This is a genomic window from Pelagerythrobacter marensis (genome assembly GCF_001028625.1).
Taxonomy (GTDB): Bacteria; Pseudomonadota; Alphaproteobacteria; order Sphingomonadales; family Sphingomonadaceae; genus Pelagerythrobacter; species Pelagerythrobacter marensis.
Window position 1 is genome coordinate 1,988,946 of sequence record NZ_CP011805.1, and the last position, 20,123, is coordinate 2,009,068.

A 20,123-nucleotide genomic window follows, 5' to 3' on the forward strand; every position below is an offset into this window, starting at 1 on the left:
CGATTGCCGCCTGGTGGCCCGCCGCTGCCGGGTCCGGGGATCATGCCCGGCCGGGGCCGCTCGCAATGTAATCCGCTGCCTGTCACTCTTCACCACGACCAGCCGCTGCCCGGCCAGCAGTCGTTGCAGCGCTGCGGATATCGTCATGCGTCCTTTCACTGCGCGGCTGGGCTTTCCCTGCGCCTGATCGTAGGGGAACAGGATCTGCACGCCAGCCTGTCTCGCGAACCGTTGGAGCGCCTGAGACAGTTCGCCCGCAGGAATATCGAATTCGCGCTGCTGTTCCTGTGCCTGAGCCGGTGCGGGCAGGACGATCAGGCCTGCGCCTGTGCACAGCTGCAGGCCAAGGACAAGCGCGCAGGCAGGGGAAAGGGCACGTGACGCATTGCGTACTGGGCCAAGCATCGCGTGCCCTTATCCCACCTATGGGTCACTATCGTGTCAGCGGTGCCTCATCCGGACGCGCCTCGATCTCGATCTGCACCGCGTTGCCGATGGCCAGCAGAGCGCCGGCCGCCGATCTGATCCGCAGATGCACGGGATGAAAGCCGGCGCCCAGATCGACATCAACCCCCTTCTCCGCGTCCGCCAGCGCCAGTTCCGCAATTCGCTGCTCGCCGCGGTAGAACTGGATCACGCTGCCGGCAGGCGCCGTGACATCGGGGTTCAATCTTACCGTCGGATTCGTCGATCGCAGAGCCCCGCCCATCTGGGCCGTCTGCCCATCGGCAACAGCGACAAAGTCGACATGGAGCGGCGCGATCGAAGGGTCGACGACGATGAAACTGCGGCCCTCGCGAATCCCCTGGAACAGGGCCTGCGGCGTGAGGTCAGCCGCCTCGATCACGGTCAGCGGCGTACCGACTGCGCGAAGCCCCTCTCCATCGGGATCGTGATTGTCGCTGCCGCCCAGCGGCGCCATCGTGTAGCCATCGGAAAGCCGTTGGGTCCAGAAGGGGATGGCAGATACGATCCCTTCGGCATCCCGGTCTGCCGATGCCAGCGACGCCCCGTTCACCAGCTCGATCGCATCGGCTTTGGCATAATCGACGCCATCCATCGTCCAGCCGCAGCCCATGCAGATTTCTCCGCTGGGAAGACCTGGATGGTTGATCGATACGATACCGCCCAGATCATGAACTCTATCGGCAATCGTGTCGAACGTGACCGGACCGCCCCTGGTGATACGGTAATCGATCGGGCTGGTGATTCCGAAGACGTTGAAATGGCCGAAGAATGTGGTGATCTCGCGGCCCGGGATCAGCAACATGCGATCGAAATAGTCCTGCACTTCGAACAGTGCATTGGCGTGGCTGGAGGTATTGTGTTCGGTGACGGCGATGAAATCCAGCCCGCGAGCTTTCGCTGCTTCGACCGTGCGGAACAACGGGCACGGCACCCGACGGCCGGCGTCGCTGTCGCAAGAGGCATCGCTATGGCCGGTGTGCATATGCAGATCACCGCGATACCAGCCGGGGCCGCGCCCCTCGGTGGGTGGCGGTGGCATCTGCGCCTCGGCACCGTGCAGGAACCAGATGCGCGCACGCCATCGGGATGTCACACCCTGCCGGATATTGGGTATCGCGAGTGCGAGGGCCCATTCGCCACCATCGATCGGACCTGCGAGATAGGACGGGGTCGCATCGCTGCGCGCGATGGTGAAATGCGGCTTGTTGCCTCCACTCGCGCCGCGAAAACCATGCATATCCTCTATGCCGAGATCGATGACGGTCTTGTCCTCCCGCCCATCGTAATCGAAGGCGACGACCAGGCGATCCACCCCTTCCGGGACCGGGAACGGGACGCGCTTGTAACTCTGGTGATCGGCGCCAGTGATCGTGCCGGTCAGGCGCAGATCGACATCGCGCGAAGGCAGGCCCCTGTCCCGCGCGGCAGGCTGATCTTCCGCGAAGGCAGGTGCAGGCATACCCACCAGCACCGGCGCAGCCAGCACCGCGAGCATGAGTGCCGGCCCGAAGGCCGGCACTCTATTCCCGGAACGCATTACCATCAGAACTTGAAGCCCAGCGATGCCCGGATCGTGCGGCCGAACACGGGGCGAGCCAGGAAGTAATCCGCGTTGGCATCGCCTGAGTCGAACGATCCGGCACGCGGATTGCCTTCGGTCAGGCCCAGCTCGTCGGTCAGGTTCGTGACGTTCAGACCAAGCACGAGATTCTCCGTCAATTCGCCGCGCACATTGATGTTCAACTGCGTGTAGGACGGCAGCGTCTGGTTATTGGCGATATCGGGATAGCGGTCCGAATAGTGCTCGACCTCAAGCTCGGCGCGCAGCCGGCCGTCGAACAGGTTGACGCCCGGGACCGCGCGCAGGGCCAGCTTGGGCACGCGGATCAGCTGGTTGCCGTCGTAGTCGATCAGGTTGCCGGCCTGGTCGGTATAGGTGAACCCCTTGTACTGCGGATCCTGCCACGTGGCCTGCACGGCGAAATCGAAGAAATCGGCCGGCTTCACCAAGGCTTCCAGTTCGATGCCCAGGGTTTCGGTATCGGCGATCACGACCTGCGGATCGTCATACTGATTGGTCTCTTCGTTGAAGCGGTAGTTGGTGAAGCGAACGCCTTCGAACTTCGAATAGAACGCGGTCGCAAACAGATCGAAAACCGGGCTACCGTACTTGAAACCGAGTTCCGCCATCTTGATCGGAATGGAACGCTGATCGGTCCGCTCGGGATTGCCATTGTACTCGCCCGCACTCGGTAGGCGGAACGTGTCGGTGTAGCGTGCGAAAACGCCGGCATAGCGGGTAAACTGATAGTTCGCGCCGATCGTCCAGCCCCAGTCGTCGAAAGAGCGGTCGACCGGAGTGAAGGCGCCGCTCCCCGTCAGCACGTTATCGTCTGCCAGATTGGTATCGTCGCCGAGGCTCACCGTCGTCTTCTGCGCAACGACGCCGTTGATATTCGTCCTTTCCCAGCGCGCAGCGGCATCGAGGCGCAGTTCCGGGGTGATCTGCCATTCGTCACCGCCATAGATCGCGATGTTTTCGGCTCCCATCGAGACATTGTCGTAGATCGAACCATAGCGCAGGAAGCCGTTGTCGGTGACCGATCCGACAACATCGCCGTTCGCATCGAGCGCCACGACATCGACGAACCGGGCGTTGCCCTGCACATCGAGCAGCGACGTGCCCATGTAGCGGTCGAAGCGGAAATCCGCGCTGCCATAGGTGAAGCCCAGCGCCAGGTTATGTATCCCGCCCGCTTCGATTTCGGCGACGAGGCGGTTGTCGGTGATGATCTCCTCGATCGGGACCGAGACCGACAGCAGATTGCCGCCGATCAGCAGGCCATTGCCGTTGGTCGTGGACGTCAGGACCGAACCGTCGCTGGCATACTGGGCCCGCAACTCGGTCGCGCCGGGGAATGCCGCCAGCGCGCCGGACAGCGAGGCAAGGTATTCATCCAGGGGCGTGACGTTGCCGGTGGGGAACACGGCGTTGCGCAGGATATCCGCATCCTTGTAGCGAGTCCGCGATTCCAGCGTCAGAGTGTCGCTCAATGCCAGCGACCCGGTCAGGGTGACCTGGGTCAATTGAGTATGCGTGCCTTCCGACAGATCGAAATCGTAAGGCTGGCCAACGTTGAGGATGTCGACGCGCCTCGTATCGCCCCCCGCAAGCGTGTCCGAGCGAGAATCGAAACCCGGTACATCGGCGATGTCACCATCGGCATCGTAAGTCAGCGGCACAGGCAGGTAGAACGGCACCTTGTCGTCGATGTGCTTGATGTCGAGCGCGAAACTGTTGCGGCCATCGTTGTAGTCGATCGTGCCCCGGATCTGGCCGCCCTTCTCGGCCTTGAAGCCCATGTCGCGCATCCCGTCGCTCTGGCGGTAGAAACCGCCAACGAACACGCCCCAGTTGTCGCCAAGACTGGTCCCGTAATAGGCGTCGAGACGGTTGAGGCCGTAATTGCCCCAGGTGTACTTCACCAGCCCGCCGGGATTCTCGCTTCCCTTGCGGGTAATGAAATTGACCACACCGCCCGGCGCATTCGGTGCATAGATCGATGCCGGGCCACCACGCACCGCCTCGACGCGGGCAATGGTCTCGTCGAAGCGAAAGGACTGGTCGGCGTTGAGATAGCCGAGACCGCCATCGTATTGCACCGAGATGCCGTTTTCCTGCAGCGCGACCGAGGAATAGCCATCGGTCGGGATGCCGCGGGCGCGCACATTGTTCGACCCTTCGCCGCCGGACGATTCCACCCAGAAGCCGGGCACCATCTTGAAGGTTTCCGCTGCCGACGATGGATTCGTGATCCGCAATGCCTCGTCGCTCAGTGTCGTCACGGCGTAGCTCGCTTCGGCCTTGCGCAGATCGGAGGTGCCGGCGCGGCCGGTCACGATGATCTCGTCAAACTCGCTACCGCGCTGCCCTTCGGCCTCTGGTTCTTCCCGAGCATCGGCGACAGGGGCGCCATCTTGCGCCCAAGCTGGCGTGGCCAAAGCGGTAGCCAGGGAAATGGCAGACACTGCGATCAACTGCGTTTTCATAAAACCCCCATGAGGTGAAATCCGTTCGCGGGTGTCCTTGCGCCAGGCACAGCTTCCCCCAGTCCGGAATCGCGCTGCGCCTGTGCTTGCGCGCGCGCCGGATGACGGCACTGCCGGGCCTGCGTTTTGAACACCCTGCGTCCAAGACGGGGGCGGACGGAAATTCCGCTATCGTATCCGGGAAAAATTTTTCAGGCCGTGGCGGCGACGCCTGAAGGGCGCTGTTTCAGCGAAATTTCTACTGTTGATAGAGTAAGATAGCCGCATCCTCGCGGCGACTTCGGATGCCGAAACCGTCGTTCAGACTTTGCAGAAAACCCGCAGGATCGTCGACATGGAACCGTCCACCCAGCCGGACCGCGCCAATCGAAGGATCGGCCAGCCGGATCGGCCGTGTCAGATAGCGATTGAACTCGTCCAGCGCAGCGGCCAGCTCCATGCCATCGAAGATGATCTCGCCGCGTTGCCAAGCATCGGCCTGCTCGCGGTCTTCGCTGCTCAATGCCGTTTTGGCGAACCCCGATGCATTGCCGATCAACACCTCGTTCGCCCGCAGCGTTTGGGCGAGTTCGCCCGCACCGCTGACAATGGCGACACCGGTCATCACCGCCAGGCGCGGCCCCCTGTCGAACAACCGCAAGTTGTAGCTGCCGGCAACAAGTTCGGCGCGGATCGTGGCGGCATGCAATATGGCGCGTCCTGCCTCCCCACCGGAGAGGCGAAATGCCGCTTCGCCTTTCTCGACCCAGATTTCCAGAATATCGCCCATGTGCCAGGCGATCTCGGTATCGGTGTTGAGGTTGGCGAGCGCACCGCCCGGCAAGCGCACTAGGCGTCGCTCGCCAATGCCGGTCGCGGCAGTTTCGCGCCGCGTGTGCAGCCATACCCCCCCACCGGCGACTATGGCCGCAAGACCGGCAGCAAGGCCTGTCACGGCCACCCGCCGGTTCATGCCGGAACGTTGCCGTTCTTCCGCCGGGGCAATGTCCTGATCGCCATCTGTCGGCGCTTCTGCCGAAACCCAGCGCAATTCGCCCGAGCGTTTCCATGTTCCCGCGAGTTGCGCGAATGCGGACGCGTGACGCGGATCGCTGCTTCGCCATGCTTCGAATTCGGCAGGATCGACCGAACCGGCATCCAGCCGAACCAGCCAGTCTGCGGCTCTTGCCGCTATTTCATCCCGAGCTTTCGCATCTTGCGGCATTCGCGAGCGGATTCCGTTGCGCCTGTTTCGTCAATGCCCGGGCCGGTGGCGGAATGCCATTTGGCAAGCAGGCGGAGACCCTTGGACAAATGTTTCTCCAAGGTCGAGACGGAAATGTCCATCTTTGCCGCTACTTCGCGTGGTGGAAGATTGTCGATTTTTCGTAGTTTGACAGCTTCGCGACAGCGCGCTGGCAGGCTGTCAAAACATCCGGCCAGGCGGCGCAGGTCGTCACGCGCAATGGCGACGCGATCCGGCAAAGGCTGATCGTCCACCGGTTCGAGCGCCTGCAGCGAGAGGGATTGATCGAGCTGCACCAGTCGCGCCTTGCGAAAGCGTTCAACCGCTTCGTTGTGGATGATGCGCATGGTGAAAGCATGCGGATTGGCAATCTCGGCCCAGTTCTCCAGCCGGAACAGCCGGGCATACGCTTCCTGCACGAGGTCCTCTGCCGCGTCCTGGTCCCCTGCCAGCCGCGCCGCATAAGCCCGGTGCCTGGCCTGATAGACGAAGACCCGGTCCACGAACCATTGATCTATCGGACGAAGCCAGGACATGGATACCCCAAACAAGTGTGCCCGCGCCGGATAGGTGCCGGAGGTGACAGTTTGCAGTCAGCCTGGCCTTTTGAAGGACTGGGGCGCGCTCGAACCACGAAGAGCGGCTGCACGACAGCAGTCCTACAAGCCGGCGAACGTCTGTTTTCCGCCCCTGCAATAGTGTATCGGGCGGGCGAGAGAGCAGGAGATCCCACCGATGTTGAAGATACTGAACAGATGCGCGATCCCGGTCCTGGCAATTGCCCTGTCGATGCCCGCTGCCGCGATCGCTTCCGACAGCGATACGTCGTCGACAATCTCGGCCCCACAGGCCGATCTCGATATTCGGGAATGGCAGGTCCCGTGGGACGAGACACGGCCGCGCGATCCCTATGCGATATCGGCAGAAGAAGTGTGGTTCGTCGGTCAGCGCGGCGATTATGCGGCCAGGTTCAATCCCCGCACCGAAGAATTCTCGCGGATAGATCTCGAAGCAGGCGCCGGGCCGCACAACCTGATTGTCGCCGACGACGGCACGATCTGGTACGCGGGCAATCGGGCCGCGCACATCGGCCGGATCGATCCGGCGACCGGGACAATCGAAAAGATTGCCATGCCCGACGAGGCTGCCCGCGATCCGCACACGCTGGTGTTCGACGAAGCCGGCGACATCTGGTTCACCGTCCAGGGCGGCAACTTCATGGGCAAGCTCGACACGGCGACGCACGATGTGCAGCTGATCGAAGTGCCGACACCGCGCGCACGCCCTTACGGCATAGAGGTCGCGGCTGACGGCACGGTATGGGCGGTTCTTCTCGGCACGAACAAGCTTGCTTCCATCGATCCGAAAACGATGGAGCTGACCGAATACGATCTACCCCGTGCCGAAGCACGCCCGCGCCGCATGGGCATAACCGGGGACGGGCGGATCTGGTATGTCGATTATGCCAAGGGCAAGCTCGGCGCCTATTCGCCCACTTCAGGCACGTTCGAGGAATGGGACGCCCCTGCGGGCGAAGCATCGCGCCCTTACGGAATGGCAATCGACGGCGACGACCGGATCTGGTTCGTCGAAACCGGGGTGGAGCCCAATCGTTTCGTCGGCTTCGATCCGGCGAAGCGCGAGTACTTTGCCGTCGACGCCGTGCCATCGGGCGGTGGGACGATCCGGCACATGCACTATCACGAACCGACCAACGCGATCTGGTTCGGCGCCGATACCAACACGATCGGTCGTCTGGCCCTTGACTAGACTGGCCCTGGTTCCGCTGGCGGCGGCGGCACTTCTTCCCGTCGCTGCCGCCGCTTTGCCCGATGGCGCGCCCTGGCCGACGGCCCAGCACCGAAGCGATGCCTGCGCCAGTTGCCATTTCGGCGCAGCGCCGGTGGAAAGTTCCACTGCGTTCAGTGTCGAAGGGCTGGACGGGCCATTGCAGGTCGGCCGGACATATACTGTCCACCTGCGCTTTTCCCCTGACGACGGGGCTGTCGCGGGGTTCCTCGCCTCCTTCGATAGCGAGGATGACGGGGCGGGTGCGGTGATTGCCGCAGACGGCCTGGAAAGCAAAGGCGCGGCGGTCCGTTCGACAGCGGTCAAGACGCTGGCGCAAGGCAGCACGGCCTGGACGTTCGACTGGACCGCGCCGGACAGGCAGGGCCCCGTCACGCTGTTGATTGCCGCAAATGCCGCGAACGACGATGCCTCCCCCTTCGGCGACACGATCCATTATGCATCGGTGCCGCTGGAAGTGCAGTAGCAACGCAACCCGCTCTCGGCCCGATCCCGCCGGACGGGCAACCGGTGCGTCCGCGGATCAGTCTTTCACAAGCTTCGCCTGTTCGACGTATGTCTCGACAGGTTCGTCCCGCTCCTTACGCTCGGAATAGCGATCGACCATTTGCTGGGCATGCGGGCGCAGCAGAACGGTAAAGCGGACCAGTTCTTCCATCACGTCCACGATCCGGTCGTAATAGCTCGATGGCTTCATCCGCCCGTGCTCGTCGAATTCCTGAAACGCCTTGGCGACGCTCGACTGATTGGGAATCGTGACCATGCGCATCCACCGGCCAAGAACGCGAAGCGTGTTGATCGTGTTGAACGACTGCGATCCGGCGCAAACCTGCATCACCGCCAGGGTTCTGCCCTGGGTGGGGCGCAGTCCCTTGTAGGCAAGCGGCAGATGATCGATCTGCGCCTTCATGATTCCGGTGATCTGGCCGTGGCGTTCGGGGCTGCACCAGACCTGCCCTTCGGACCAGAGCGAGTGTTCGCGAAGCTCGTGCACCGCCGGATGATCATCGTCCTCCACCTGATCCGGCAGCGGCAGATCGGACGGATCGAATATTCGCGTCTCGCAGCCGAACAGGCGCAACAGCCGCGCCGCCTCCTCTACCGCCAGCCGGGAATAGGATCGCGCACGCAATGATCCGTAAAGCAGCAGAATGCGCGGCGGCGGGTCCAGTTTCCCCAGCCCCAGCGCCGGGTTCTGCCGGACATAGTCCCGGCGAAGAGCGGGCAGGTTGTCGGGATCGGGTAGTGTGCGGAGACGCTCCATTGCGATGCTCACTCAGGATTCGGGAAAGCGGTCGCGTGTGCGGTTTGCATAGGCGACCAGGGAGAGCATGACCGGCACTTCCACCAGCACCCCAACGACGGTCGCCAGCGCTGCCCCGCTGGAAAGACCGAACAGGCCGATGGCCACGGCCACGGCAAGTTCGAAGAAGTTCGAGGTGCCGATCATCGCGCAAGGGGCGGCGATGTTGTGGGGCACCTTCCACGCCTTGGCAGCCGCATAGGCCAGGGCGAAAATGCCGTAGGACTGGATCACGATCGGGACCGCGATCAGCACGATCAGCAAGGGATTGGAAACGATCGTTTCCGCCTGAAAGGCGAACAGCAGCACTACGGTCGCCAGAAGACCGACGATCGACCATGGCTTGAGGCGGGCAATGAACGGTTCGACGGCCGCTTCATCGCCGCCGTGGCTCGCGACCAGCCGGTGCCGCGTAAAGGCGCCAGCGGCCAGAGGAATCACGACATAGAGCCCGACCGAAAGCAGCAGGGTCTGCCACGGCACCTCGATCTCCGTCACTCCGAGAAGCAAGGCGACGATGGGGGCGAAGGCGACGATCATGATGAGATCGTTCACCGATACCTGGACCAGCGTGTAGGCGGGATCGCCGCGGGTGAGCTGCGACCACACGAAGACCATCGCAGTGCATGGCGCAGCCCCCAGTAGGATGAGCCCGGCGATATACTGATCGGCAGCCCCTTCGCTGATCAGACCCGTATAGAGATAGTCGAAGAACAGCACCGCGAGCGCCGCCATCGTGAACGGTTTGATCAACCAGTTCACGACCAGGGTGATGACGAGGCCCTTGGGACGTTTGCCGACGTCGCGGATGCTGGTGAAATCCACGCTGACCATCATCGGATAGATCATCGCCCAGATCAGGATCGCGACGACGAGATTGACCGAAGCAAACTCGAGGCTGGACAGTATGCCCACCACGCCGGGAGCGACCAGGCCGAGGGCGATGCCCGCAGCGATTGCCACGGCCACCCAGACCGACAGGAAGCGTTCGAAAGAGCCCAGCGGCGACTGCACCGCCGCCGGGGTCGCGGTTTCACGAGACATGGCGGTTCCTTGGGTTTCGCTCAACGAATGCGCTCGCCATCGGCGCCGATGACTTGCTCTCCGTCCTCTTTCACGAAGGCGCCGGCCTGCGGCGCGGGGAGGATATCCAGAACCTCTTCCGAAGGCCGACACAGCCTGACCCCGAGCGGGGAGGCCACCAGCGGACGATTGATCAGGATCGGATGCTCCATCATCGCATCCACGATCTGCGTATCGCTGAGCGTCGGATCACCCAGGCCCAGTTCGGCATAGGGCGTGCCTTTCTCCCGCAGCAGCGCGCGCGGTTCGAGCCCCGCCCTTGCGATCAGGCTTTCGAGCATGGCCCGGCTTGGCGGCGTTTTGCGATATTCGATCACATGCGGTTCGATGCCGGCATTGCGGATCATCGCCAGCGTATTGCGTGAGGTGCCGCATTCCGGGTTGTGATAGATGATGACGTCGCTGCTCATGCGGGTTCTTCCGCCTCCTTGCTGGTGCTTGCGATGGGGCCCGTGCCGGCAGGCAGGGGCGTGCAGGGAGCACCGCCACAGCAGTTCTCCAGAAGATAGCCCATCAGCGCGTCCATCGCGGCATAATCGGCCGTATAGATGATCGAGCGCCCTTCCCGACGTTGCGCGATCAGCCCGGCCCGCGTCAGATGTGAAAGATGGAACGAGAGCGATGAATTCGGCACGCCGAGCGCATCGGCGATGCCCCCTGCTGCCATGCCCCGATCGCCCGCCTGAACAAGCAGGCGAAACAGGGCCAGACGGTGCTCCTGCGCCAGCGCGCCGAGCGCATCCACCGCGGTCGAAGACGTCATTTCCATAACAATCGAAATATGGGGCCTGACGGCGAGCGTCAAGACATTTCCAGTATTCTCGAAATAATTCGACGGCGTGCGTCGCGTGTGCTCAAGGCTCGACAATGCACGCCGCTAACCGCGACGGTGCCGGCAACTGATCGGCCCGGACATGATCCGGGCGGACGAGTGGATCAGTCAGACGTCGGCCCCAACGGGCCACCGTTCGCCGAAGCGCGGAAGCTGGCGGTGACGCGACGTTCGAACGGCTTGGCGAATATCGTCGAGACAGCGACGTGTTCGGCCTGCGCCTGTTCGGGCGTCAATGTCACGAGGGCATAGCCCTTGTTGTCCTGATCGCAGAACGCCACTTCTTCGTTCGCTTCGGCAAGTGCGCGCCCGATTCCGGGAAGGATCGACCCGTACGATGGGCTGGAAATCGCGGTGCAGCCGATCTCGATCCCGGCAAGACGGCCCGCGCTGTCGTGAAGATTGTTGCTCCACGCAGCATGGCTGTCGCCAGACAGAACCATCGGGCGCGATCCGGCACGTGCGAACAGGCCGTACAGCCGTTCGCGCGCATGGGGGTAGCCGTCCCAACTATCGAGGTTGAACGGTACGCCGGCGCGATAGCCGGCCAGCGCTTCGTCGATACGATCGCGAAACTGTTCGGGCATTTTCGCCCGCATGGCGGCGAAGGCTTCCGCACCCAGGCTCGCCTCCAGATCCGGCCCGGCGACGCGCGCCATCACCACCTGGTTGCCGATCACCTGCCAGGGCTTGCCGGCCCGGACCGAGGCGCTCAGCACACCTTCCAGCCATTCGCTCTGCCCCTGGCCCAGCAGCCCGCGCTCCGCTCGATCGCGTTCGGCCAGCAGGGCTTCGACGCGGTCGGCCTGCGGCAGTTCGCCTTTCGGCATGACCTGCTCGTCACGCGCCAGCAGCCGGGTTTCGACCATTGCCAGCGTGGCGAGATCGCCGAACTCGAAGCTGCGGAAGATCGCCTCGTGCGCGCGCAGCGGGTCGGGATCGCGGATCGGCATCCATTCGAAATAGGCCTGCATGGCCACCGCCTTGCGCCCGGCCCAGTCGCCTTCGGTTTCCGGCTGGTGGTTCTGCGCGCCGCCGATCCATCCATCGTTGGTGACTTCGTGATCGTCCCACACGCAGATGAACGCCGCCCGCGCGTGCGCCGCCTGGAGATCGGGGTCGGACTTCACCTGGGCATGGCGCCGGCGATAGTCGGCCAGGGTCACGATCTCGTGCGGGGGATCGGGCAGGCGGCCCAGCCGCTCGCCGATCTCGGCGCCGTAGCCCGCTTCGCCGTATTCGTAGATGTAATCGCCCAGGTGCACGACCGCGTCGAGCCGCGGCAGCGCGGCCATGTCGGCATAGGCGTTGAACAGGCCGCCGGGATAGAGCTGGCACGAAGCGACCGCGAGAACGACCTGGTCCACCGCGCCCGCCGGCAGGGTGCGGAAACGCCCCGTGGGCGAGCGTGTGCCATCCGCCGCCTCGAACCAGTAGTGATATTCGGCCCCGGACCGCAGCGAAGCGACCTCCACTTTCGCCGTGTGGTCGGCTGCGGCGCGTGCCCAGACCTCTCCGCTGGCGACAGGGGAGGCATCAGGTGCAATCGCGACGTACCAGCGCAGGGCAATATCGCCGGCAAAGCCTTCCTCTGCCGTTGCGCGGGTCCAGATCACCGCACCATCCTGCGCAGGGTCGCCGCTGGCAACCCCGTGCACGAAACGCACCTGCGCCGGTTCCTGCCGGGCGATGGCGACGGAAGGCAGGGTCAGGGCACCGCTGGTGCCCATCAACCTCAAAACGTTGCGGCGGTTCATCGTCATCGCTCAGCCCCCCTTCAGAACAGTCGTGCCGTCAGTTCCACGCCATAGAAGCGCGGTTCCGCCGGAATGAACGTCGGATAGCCGAAGGCACCGCCGGTATTGCCGGCATCCAGCAGGTAATCCTCGTTCGTGGCGTTGCGGACGAAGCCCGCGATCTCGAACCGGTCCTGCGCGAAGGCGATCCCTGCGCGGGCGTTCAGCAGAGTGACCGCCCCTTGCGAAGTGACCGGGTTGTTCGGCAGCTCGAAATAGATCTGGCTGCGGTGGGTCACGCTGGGCGTTGCGAAGAACCGCATCCCCTCGCCGATCGGCGCGTCGATCGTAAAGCCGGCCGCGGCCTGCCATTTGGGCTGCAGGCGGAACCGCGCGCCTGAATAGGCTTCCGCCAGCGCCGAGTCCTCGTCCACCTTGGCGTCGATATAGGCGCCGTTGGCAAACAGGTTCAGCCACGGCGCCGCCTGGACGGCCAGCTCCGCCTCGATCCCGAGGTTGGAAGCCGATCCGGCGCTTTCGGTGCGGGTCGTGCCGTCATCCTGCTGCACGCTGACCTGAAAGCCCGAATAGTCAAGGTAATAGGCACCCAGCGAGGCCGAAACCGGGCCGCTGCTCAGCTTCGCGCCCAATTCGTAGTTCCAGACGACTTCCTCCGGCACGAGCTGGTAGTTGGGCACCGCCGTTCCGTTCTCGTCACGCGTCGCGCCCAATTGCACGACGGCGGAGCGGCGGCCCTTCGACACGGTGGCATAGAAGTTCAGATCCGGCGTCGCGCGGTAAAGCGCGTTGACGCGCGGCAGAACGTCGAAGAAGCTGTCCTGCGCGGTGAAAGTCTTTCCGCCGGTATCGGTTTGCCCCGGTATCAGGGAGAGGCCGCCGGTCAGCACCGAAGGCGCGACTTCGGCGAAATAGCCCGACTGGCGATCTTCCCACAGCAGGCGGACGCCGGCGGTCAGCTCCAGCGCCTGGGTCGCGATCCAGGTCGCATCGGCGAAGACGGAATAGCTGTCGTTCTGGCCCTGGTTCTCGAACATCGACTGGTAGGGAAGCTGGCTCACCTGCCCCCCGGTGAGCAGGCCGGTCACCTGTTCCGCAGGGACACTGCCATCCGGCGCGACGCAGGGGATATCGGGTACGACCCCGGCCGCGCATTGCAGGAAGATCCCTTCTTCCGAAGAGAACGGGACGTTCTGCCGGCCATCTTCGGTAAAGACGTTCCAGCCGAACGATCCGCGCAGGTCCAGGCCGGAATAGGCGAAGCGCCCTTCATGGCTGAACTGCCAGCCTTCGGCGATTTCGGCGAATTCGAGGAACCAGGCCGCCGAACCATCCGCGTCGAACGTCTCGAGGCTGTCGAACTCGCGATATCCGTTGACCGTGGTGAAAGTCCAGCCATCGGCAAACTCGTATTCGGCCGTGAGGTTCACGTCGTAGATCTCACGGTCGAGGCCGAGCTGGTCCTTGCCCAGGACTTCCTTGGAAAACGGCGATCCGCCCAGGTTCGCCGGGCCGAACGGATTGGCCGGGCCGGCCTCGGTCGGGAAGTTGCCCGAAATGAACGGCGTGCCGCCGTTGCGCTGGCGATCGAAAGTGCCGACCAGGTCGATCGTGAGATCGGCACTGGGGGTCACCCGCAGCGAGCCGCGCAGGCCGAGGTTGTCGAGCGCGTAGAGCTCCTCCTCCTGCGAGGGGTTCAGGTTCTCGACATAGCCATCGCGCCGCTTCCATTCGAAAGCGATGCGGCCCGCCACCTGGTCGCTGCCCGCGTTCAGGTAGCCGGTGAGCATAGTATAGTCGTAATTGCCGTAGACACCGGTCATTTCCGCCGACAGGCCCGGTTCGGGCCGCGCGGGCACGATGCTGATCGCGCCCACGGCCGATGCGGTGCCGAACAGCGTGGCCTGCGGGCCCTTGATCACCTCGACCCGGTCGAGATCGTAGATCGACTGATAGCTGCCGCGCGAACGCGAGATGTCGACGCCATTGTAATAAAGCGTGACGCGCGGCCCCTGTTGGGCGGAGCCGGAATCGGACGTGACCCCGCGGATCACGATACCCGGATTATTGGCGCTCTGTTCCTGCACGTTGAGGCCGGGGATATAGTTGGACAGTTCGTCAAGATCGCTGACGCCCAGTTCCTTCATCCGCTCGCCCCGCAGCGCCGAAATGGTAATCGGCACATCCTGCGCGCGCTGTTCGAATTTCTGCGCCGTGACGACGATCTGGTTGCCCGACTGCGCGACTGCTTCGCCGCCGTCTTCTCCTTCCGCCTCCTGCGCCAGGGCCGGGAAGGCCATCAATGCCGTGGAAAGAAGAATCGCGCGCGCGCTTGCATACCGAACGTTCATACCGGGCTCCCGATGTTGAGATACGAGGCGCAGCTAGGTCCGGCATATGACGCGCCGACGGCGGTTCGATTGCAGAACGATGAATGCACGCCTCGCGCATGCAAAATGATGCGCGATCGGACGCCAACCGGCAGTGCACGCGTGGCTTCAGGCGTTGCTGCCGCCCGGCATCCGTCGCACGGCATCGGCTATTGCTGCGGACAGTTCCGACGCGGCCTCCGTTTGCGAGATCTCGTTTCGAACGGCTGCGAACGACAGTGCCTCCGCTGCCCCGAGTATCGAACGCAGCGCAGGCAGGCCGATCTCTCCGGTCGGGCTGAAGCGGGCCAGCGCCATCCGCACCCGCTCCATAAACCCGCTTTCGTAGTTCAGACGAATGGCTTCCAGTTCGGCCGACCCCGACAGGGCGGCCGAAACGCCGGGAATCTCGCTGGCTTGCGTGACGACACATTCGACATACGAACCGGCGATGACGGCGGCCTGACTCTCCAGTTCGGGCGGCGCCGCTGCCATCGCCTCCGCCATTCGCGCATTCTGCCGGTCGTCGTAGGCGCGGTAGAGCGCGGCCAGAAGGCCAGTCCGCGACCCGAAGTGATCGTAAGGGATCGGTTTGGAAACGCCCGCCCTCTGGGCCAGGTGCCCCAGGGTCAACGCCTCGCTCCCTTCGTCGCGCACAATTTCGCGGGCGACAGCCAATAGCTGCCGGCGACGTTCGTCGCGCGAAAGCCGGCGACTGGGCGATGGCATATCCGGTGTTGACATGAACAACCTACTATCTGTAACCTACTATGAGTAAGTTAGCCTTGCCCTCCCTATTCTCCTACCCTCCCGATGTACAGGAAGAGCCTGATCATGCACGCATTGATTGTCGTCTCCCACCCCGATCCCCAGTCGTTGACCTCCTCCGTCGCCCGGACCCTTGCGGACAGTATCGAACGCTCTGGCCATAGCGCCGAAATCGCCGATCTGGCGGCAGAAGAGTTCGATCCGCGTTTTGGGAAAGCGGATCTCACGGCGCATCTGCGCCAGTCGCCCCCGCCCGCCGACGTCCTGGCCGAACACCGGCGGCTCGAACGCGCAGATGCACTGGTGCTGGTCTATCCGGTCTATTGGTGGTCGATGCCCGGCCTCATGAAAGGCTGGATCGATCGGGTCTTCTCCAACGGCTGGGCTTACGAGGAAGGCGATGAGTCGCGGCTCATCAAGAAGCTGGGCCACCTGCCGGTCCACCTCATCGCACTTCCGGGCGCGTCGGAGCGAACCTATCTTCGCCGCGGCTACCGCGATGCCATGACGACCCAGATCGACCATGGCATCTTCGACTATTGTGGTGCCCCCGTCATCCGGCACGACTTTCTGTTCGGGATTGTGGAAGATGGCGGCCCCGATCCTCTCGACACTGTGCGGGCCATCGGCACCGGGCTGTTCGATCACCGCGCCGGATTGGCGCCCCGCCTGCCCGCCACGAATGTCGAAGTCGCACCAACCGGATGACAATCGCGGTCCGCGGCGATAGGGGCGCGGTCGATGACGCAGTTGCGCGCCTTGATTCGACGGCATCGCCACCTGGCGATCGCGCTGCTCGTACTCGCGTTCTGCTTCAAGATCGTGGTGCCTGCCGGGATGATGGTCTCGGCGACGCCCGACCGGCTGCTGACCGTTACGATCTGTACCGGCGGCGTGAACGAAACCGAGACGGTCGATATCCTCGTGCCCGGTTCTCGCGATCACGGACCCGCCCATCCCGGCGATGCAGCCAAGGCCGATCACTGCGCCTTCGCCGGCCTGGCCAAGGCGGCTCTGGGCGGCGCGGACCCGATCCTTCTGGCCGCCGCGTTCGCCTTCATTCTCGTGCTCGGCCTTGCGCCGCGCACGCTCGCGCCGCTGGCGCGCATTCCCTATCTCCGCCCGCCCCTGCGCGCACCCCCGGCAGCAGCCTGACGATCTGAACCGATCCTGTTTGGCCACCCGGCCGCGCCCGCCTGGGCGCATCCGGGCTGTCGGAGATACATTTCATGACACAGTACATTCACCGCCCGCACGGGCGGTATGGGGCGACCGGCGTTCTTTCCGGTCTCCACCCGATGGCGCGCGCCATTGCCGCCGCGTTCACACTCGCCGTTCCGCTTGCCGCTTGCGACGGGGCGCCGGGCACCGACACCGCGACCGAAACCCGCCCTGCCGCGACGGGTATTTCCGTCGAGCGGCCCTGGTCCCGTGAAACCGCGGCCGGTCAGGATGCCGGCGGCGGCTTCCTGACCATCCACAACGCCGGGGACGAAGCCGACCGTCTGACAGGCGGAGCCACGCCGATCGCCGGCGATGTCCAGATCCACACGGTCGATATGGAAGGCGGGGTGATGCGCATGCGCGAGCTGGCCGAGGGGCTGGATATCCCCGCCGGCGAGACGGTGACGCTGGCGCCCGGCGGATATCACATCATGCTGATGGGCCTTCGCGAACCTCTGGCGCGCGGCGCAGGTGTTCCCCTGACGCTGGAGTTCGAGCGCGCCGGTACCATCGCCGTGACGCTGGATGTCCAGCCAATCGGAGCCGAAGGACCGGCGGAGGGGCAAGATGACTGATCAAACCCCCACCCCCCGGAGCAGCATGAAGTCGCTTCGCCTCGCGCTCTGGTTCGTCGTTCTGGTTGCAGCCGGCTTCGCGCTCTATGCCGTAACCAACAGACCGGGCGATCCGCCCGAATCCGGCGGCTATGCCGACAGTGTCGGCGGGCCGTTCACGCTCACCGCCGCAGACGGTTCGACCGTTACCGAGCGGGACCTGGCCGGCAAGCCTTTCGCGATCTTCTTCGGCTTCACCCGCTGCCCCGATGTCTGCCCGACGACACTCGCCCGCCTGGCCCAGCTTCGCAAACGACTGGGCGAGGATGGCGACAGGTTCGAGATCGTGTTCGTTTCGGTCGATCCCGAATCCGACAGTCCGGAGGATATCGGGAACTATGTCGCGCTGTTCGACACGCCGATCGTGGGGCTGACGGGCACGCCCGATCAGCTGGCACAGATCACCGGCGCCTATCACGTGTTCTACGAGAAGGTGCCGATCGACGGCGGCGGATATACCATCGACCATTCGGCCTCCGTCTTCCTGATGGACAGCGACGGCAGGCTCCAGTCGATCATCGATCATCACGAGGATGCGGACAACGCGCTCGCCAAGCTTGAGCAGCTCGTCGCCTGACATCCTGCAGACCCGATTTACGGAAAGTCCGATCATGACCATTTCACGTATCGCCCTTGCGGCGGCCCTGGCGGCCGTCGCCCTTCCCGCGCATGCCGAAACGGCTGCCGAAACCGCCCGCGACGGCGGGCGCACCATTATCGTCACCGGTGCCCGCGCGGCCGACGAGGCGGAAGAACGCGCCGCCGCCACCCCCGGCGGCACCGATGTCGTCACGCACGAAGACTATGCCGACAAGTCGCCGGTGTCGCTGCGCGACGCCCTCGCCTTCTCGCCCGGCGTCTATCTCCAGCCGCGCTACGGCCAGGAAGTGCGCATTTCGATTCGCGGATCGGGCCTGTCGCGCGGCTACCACATGCGCGGGATCACGCTGTTGCAGGACGGGGTGCCGATCAACCTCGCCGACGACAACGGCGATTTCCAGGAACTCGACCCGATCTTCTTCGATCATCTGGAGGTCTATCGCGGGGCGAATGCGCTGCGCTTCGGCTCGGGCACGCTGGGCGGCGCGATCAACGGGGTGACGCCGACGGGCAGGACGGCCAGCGGCATCTACCTGCGCGCCGACGCCGGCAGCTTCGACACCGTTCGCGGCCTCGCCTCCGCCGGGGTCGCTGCCGGGCCGGGCGATGCCTGGGGCGCGGTTGCCTTCGACCGGTCGGACGGCGACCGCGACCATGCCGCGCGCCGATCGTTCCGCTTCCACGGCAATGCCGGGATCGCGCTGTCCGACAGGGTGGAGACGCGCTTCTATGCCAGCGCCAACACCATCAACCAGGACCTGCCCGGCGCGCTGGATCTGGAAACCGTGCGCGCGGCGCCGAAGACCGGCAATTTCGCCGGAGACATGGCGCGCGATATCGATTCGCTGCGCCTGCAGAACCGCACCAGCTTCCGCTTCGATCGCGGCCAGATCGACGCCGGTGTGTTCGTGAACGCCAAGGCGCTTTACCACCCGATCTTCCAGGTGGTGGACCAGGAATCGCTCGACCGCGGGGTCTATGCCCGGTTCAACTATGCCGACGGCCCGTTCGAACTGACGATGGGCGGCGAGGCGCGCTTCGGCGACACGCGTTCCAAACGCTTCGTCAATATTGAGGGCGAGCGCGGCGATCTGACGTTCGATGCCGATCAGGACGCGCACAGCGCCAGCCTCTACGGCGAAGTCCGTTTCCGCCCGGTCGCACCGCTGCAGCTGATCGCCGGCGGGATCTATGCCGACGGCCATCGCGAGCAGCACTTGCGCTACAATTCGTTCATGGGCGGCGCGGTCGATGTGACCGGGCGGGCGGACTACCACGCCTTTTCGCCCAGGTTCGGCGTGCTGTTCGAACCGGCGGCGGGTATCCAGGTCTTCGCCAACTACAGCCGCTCGGTCGAATTTCCCGGCTTCATCGAGCTGGCGCAGATCGCCGGCTTCGTCGATCTCGACCCGCAGCGCGCCTGGACGCTGGAGGCGGGGACGCGCGGGCGGAGCGGGATCGCCGAATGGGACATTGCCGCCTACCGCGCCGATCTGAAGGGCGAGCTGCTGCAGTTCGACGTCGGGCCCGACATCCCCGCCGCCACCTTCAACGCGGGCGAGACGCGGCACCAGGGGATCGAGGCGGCGCTGTCGCTCGATCTCGCGTCCTGGGCCCGGCTGCGGCAGATCTACCAGTACAGCGATTTCCGCTTCATCGCCGATGCGCAGTACGGCGACAATCGCCTGCCGGTCGTGCCCGAGCATCTCTACCGCGCGGAGCTGCGCCTGGGCACCGATGCCCTGCATCTGGCACCCAGCGTCGAATGGGTCCCGCGCGGGGCCTGGGCCGACTATGCCAACAGCCTGCGAGTGGCGAGCTATGCCCTCGTCGGCCTGACCGCCGGCGCGACCGTGACCGAGGGGATCGACCTGTTCCTCGACGCGCGCAACCTGCTGGGCGAGACGGCGGTGGGCGACATCAGCGCGGCGATTACCGCAACGCCCGAATCCGCGATCTTCTATCCGGTCGAGCGGCGCGCCGTCTTCGGCGGCGTTCGCGCGCGGTTCTAGGGGGGAGCGGGA

The 20,123-nt window shown here is 64.5% G+C and carries 19 protein-coding genes; 8 read left to right on the forward strand and 11 right to left on the reverse strand.

Translation table 11 applies throughout. The annotated features are described in order from the left end of the window. The first annotated feature begins 42 nt into the window (after positions 1–42). Positions 43–381, forward strand: coding sequence for a hypothetical protein (locus AM2010_RS14285; protein WP_053044038.1), 339 nt, complete (start codon positions 43–45; stop codon positions 379–381). 52 nt (positions 382–433) lie between these two features. On the opposite strand, the gene AM2010_RS09460 is transcribed toward AM2010_RS14285, so the two are convergent. The 4 genes from AM2010_RS09460 to AM2010_RS09475 form a co-directional block, all read right to left on the reverse strand. After that, positions 434–2,011, reverse strand: coding sequence for a CehA/McbA family metallohydrolase (locus AM2010_RS09460; RefSeq protein ID WP_150115330.1), 1,578 nt, complete (start codon positions 2,009–2,011; stop codon positions 434–436). Further along, complete coding sequence (locus AM2010_RS09465; RefSeq protein ID WP_160325594.1) at positions 2,011–4,470, reverse strand: TonB-dependent receptor; 2,460 nt, start codon at positions 4,468–4,470, stop codon at positions 2,011–2,013. The genes AM2010_RS09460 and AM2010_RS09465 overlap by 1 nt, the downstream gene beginning before the upstream one ends. A gap of 286 nt (positions 4,471–4,756) precedes the next feature. Continuing rightward, positions 4,757–5,722 (reverse strand): FecR family protein, encoded by a 966-nt coding sequence (locus tag AM2010_RS09470; protein WP_047806849.1) that lies wholly within the window; start codon positions 5,720–5,722, stop codon positions 4,757–4,759. Further along, on the reverse strand, positions 5,689–6,246 hold the full coding sequence (locus AM2010_RS09475; protein ID WP_058350948.1) for an RNA polymerase sigma factor: 558 nt from the start codon (positions 6,244–6,246) through the stop codon (positions 5,689–5,691). Before AM2010_RS09475 ends, AM2010_RS09470 begins: the two co-directional genes overlap by 34 nt. 232 nt (positions 6,247–6,478) lie before the next feature. On the opposite strand from AM2010_RS09475, the gene AM2010_RS09480 reads away from it, so the two are divergent. After that, positions 6,479–7,513 (forward strand): Vgb family protein, encoded by a 1,035-nt coding sequence (locus tag AM2010_RS09480; RefSeq protein WP_053044040.1) that lies wholly within the window; start codon positions 6,479–6,481, stop codon positions 7,511–7,513. Beyond that, on the forward strand, positions 7,506–8,018 hold the full coding sequence (locus AM2010_RS09485; RefSeq protein WP_058350949.1) for a choice-of-anchor V domain-containing protein: 513 nt from the start codon (positions 7,506–7,508) through the stop codon (positions 8,016–8,018). The genes AM2010_RS09480 and AM2010_RS09485 overlap by 8 nt, the downstream gene beginning before the upstream one ends. Before the next feature lie 57 nt (positions 8,019–8,075). On the opposite strand, the gene arsH is transcribed toward AM2010_RS09485, so the two are convergent. The 7 genes from arsH to AM2010_RS09520 form a co-directional block, all read right to left on the reverse strand. Continuing rightward, a complete protein-coding gene (arsH, locus tag AM2010_RS09490) occupies positions 8,076–8,816 on the reverse strand; it encodes an arsenical resistance protein ArsH (RefSeq protein ID WP_047806852.1) in 741 nt (246 codons plus the stop codon). A 12-nt stretch (positions 8,817–8,828) separates the two neighbouring features. Beyond that, a complete protein-coding gene (gene arsB, locus AM2010_RS09495; protein WP_047806853.1) occupies positions 8,829–9,899 on the reverse strand; it encodes an ACR3 family arsenite efflux transporter in 1,071 nt (356 codons plus the stop codon). Positions 9,900–9,919: 20 nt separating this feature from the next. After that, positions 9,920–10,348 (reverse strand): arsenate reductase (glutaredoxin), encoded by a 429-nt coding sequence (arsC, locus tag AM2010_RS09500; RefSeq protein ID WP_047806854.1) that lies wholly within the window; start codon positions 10,346–10,348, stop codon positions 9,920–9,922. After that, positions 10,345–10,701: an ArsR/SmtB family transcription factor gene (locus AM2010_RS09505; protein ID WP_047807873.1), complete on the reverse strand. Its 357-nt coding sequence runs from the start codon at positions 10,699–10,701 to the stop codon at positions 10,345–10,347. Before AM2010_RS09505 ends, arsC begins: the two co-directional genes overlap by 4 nt. A gap of 173 nt (positions 10,702–10,874) precedes the next feature. Continuing rightward, entirely contained in the window at positions 10,875–12,533 is a 1,659-nt protein-coding gene (locus AM2010_RS09510; RefSeq protein ID WP_047806855.1) for an alkaline phosphatase D family protein, read from the reverse strand. Between the two features lie 14 nt (positions 12,534–12,547). After that, a complete protein-coding gene (locus AM2010_RS09515; protein WP_047806856.1) occupies positions 12,548–14,875 on the reverse strand; it encodes a TonB-dependent receptor in 2,328 nt (775 codons plus the stop codon). Between the two features lie 147 nt (positions 14,876–15,022). Next, complete coding sequence (locus AM2010_RS09520) at positions 15,023–15,637, reverse strand: TetR/AcrR family transcriptional regulator (RefSeq protein WP_047806857.1); 615 nt, start codon at positions 15,635–15,637, stop codon at positions 15,023–15,025. A 90-nt stretch (positions 15,638–15,727) separates the two neighbouring features. On the opposite strand from AM2010_RS09520, the gene AM2010_RS09525 reads away from it, so the two are divergent. From AM2010_RS09525 to AM2010_RS09545, 5 genes are all read left to right on the forward strand, one after another. After that, on the forward strand, positions 15,728–16,369 hold the full coding sequence (locus AM2010_RS09525; protein ID WP_047807874.1) for an NAD(P)H-dependent oxidoreductase: 642 nt from the start codon (positions 15,728–15,730) through the stop codon (positions 16,367–16,369). A 33-nt stretch (positions 16,370–16,402) separates the two neighbouring features. Next, complete coding sequence (locus AM2010_RS09530) at positions 16,403–16,816, forward strand: DUF2946 family protein (RefSeq protein WP_047806858.1); 414 nt, start codon at positions 16,403–16,405, stop codon at positions 16,814–16,816. Positions 16,817–16,890: 74 nt separating this feature from the next. Further along, a complete protein-coding gene (locus AM2010_RS09535; RefSeq protein WP_236699503.1) occupies positions 16,891–17,460 on the forward strand; it encodes a copper chaperone PCu(A)C in 570 nt (189 codons plus the stop codon). A gap of 25 nt (positions 17,461–17,485) precedes the next feature. Beyond that, positions 17,486–18,076: an SCO family protein gene (locus AM2010_RS09540; RefSeq protein ID WP_047806860.1), complete on the forward strand. Its 591-nt coding sequence runs from the start codon at positions 17,486–17,488 to the stop codon at positions 18,074–18,076. Positions 18,077–18,110: 34 nt separating this feature from the next. Beyond that, positions 18,111–20,111 carry a TonB-dependent receptor family protein gene (locus AM2010_RS09545; protein ID WP_047806861.1) on the forward strand — a complete coding sequence of 667 codons (2,001 nt, stop codon included), beginning with the start codon at positions 18,111–18,113 and terminating at the stop codon, positions 20,109–20,111. Positions 20,112–20,123: the final 12 nt, after the last annotated feature.

What these genes read in the sequence shown, in the direction of transcription:
- AM2010_RS09540 (WP_047806860.1), top strand. Translation starts at nt 17,486, where the DNA reads ATGAAGTCGCTTCGCCTCGCGCTCTGGTTCGTCGTTCTGGTTGCAGCC.
- AM2010_RS09525 (WP_047807874.1), top strand. Translation starts at nt 15,728, where the DNA reads ATGCACGCATTGATTGTCGTCTCCCACCCCGATCCCCAGTCGTTGACC.
- arsB (WP_047806853.1), bottom strand. Translation starts at nt 9,899, where the DNA reads ATGTCTCGTGAAACCGCGACCCCGGCGGCGGTGCAGTCGCCGCTGGGC.
- AM2010_RS09515 (WP_047806856.1), bottom strand. Translation starts at nt 14,875, where the DNA reads ATGAACGTTCGGTATGCAAGCGCGCGCGCGATTCTTCTTTCCACGGCA.
- AM2010_RS09470 (WP_047806849.1), bottom strand. Translation starts at nt 5,722, where the DNA reads ATGCCGCAAGATGCGAAAGCTCGGGATGAAATAGCGGCAAGAGCCGCA.
- AM2010_RS09510 (WP_047806855.1), bottom strand. Translation starts at nt 12,533, where the DNA reads ATGACGATGAACCGCCGCAACGTTTTGAGGTTGATGGGCACCAGCGGT.
- AM2010_RS09480 (WP_053044040.1), top strand. Translation starts at nt 6,479, where the DNA reads ATGTTGAAGATACTGAACAGATGCGCGATCCCGGTCCTGGCAATTGCC.
- AM2010_RS14285 (WP_053044038.1), top strand. Translation starts at nt 43, where the DNA reads ATGCCCGGCCGGGGCCGCTCGCAATGTAATCCGCTGCCTGTCACTCTT.
- arsH (WP_047806852.1), bottom strand. Translation starts at nt 8,816, where the DNA reads ATGGAGCGTCTCCGCACACTACCCGATCCCGACAACCTGCCCGCTCTT.
- AM2010_RS09530 (WP_047806858.1), top strand. Translation starts at nt 16,403, where the DNA reads ATGACGCAGTTGCGCGCCTTGATTCGACGGCATCGCCACCTGGCGATC.
- AM2010_RS09535 (WP_236699503.1), top strand. Translation starts at nt 16,891, where the DNA reads ATGACACAGTACATTCACCGCCCGCACGGGCGGTATGGGGCGACCGGC.
- arsC (WP_047806854.1), bottom strand. Translation starts at nt 10,348, where the DNA reads ATGAGCAGCGACGTCATCATCTATCACAACCCGGAATGCGGCACCTCA.
- AM2010_RS09520 (WP_047806857.1), bottom strand. Translation starts at nt 15,637, where the DNA reads ATGTCAACACCGGATATGCCATCGCCCAGTCGCCGGCTTTCGCGCGAC.
- AM2010_RS09505 (WP_047807873.1), bottom strand. Translation starts at nt 10,701, where the DNA reads ATGACGTCTTCGACCGCGGTGGATGCGCTCGGCGCGCTGGCGCAGGAG.
- AM2010_RS09545 (WP_047806861.1), top strand. Translation starts at nt 18,111, where the DNA reads ATGACCATTTCACGTATCGCCCTTGCGGCGGCCCTGGCGGCCGTCGCC.
- AM2010_RS09460 (WP_150115330.1), bottom strand. Translation starts at nt 2,011, where the DNA reads ATGGTAATGCGTTCCGGGAATAGAGTGCCGGCCTTCGGGCCGGCACTC.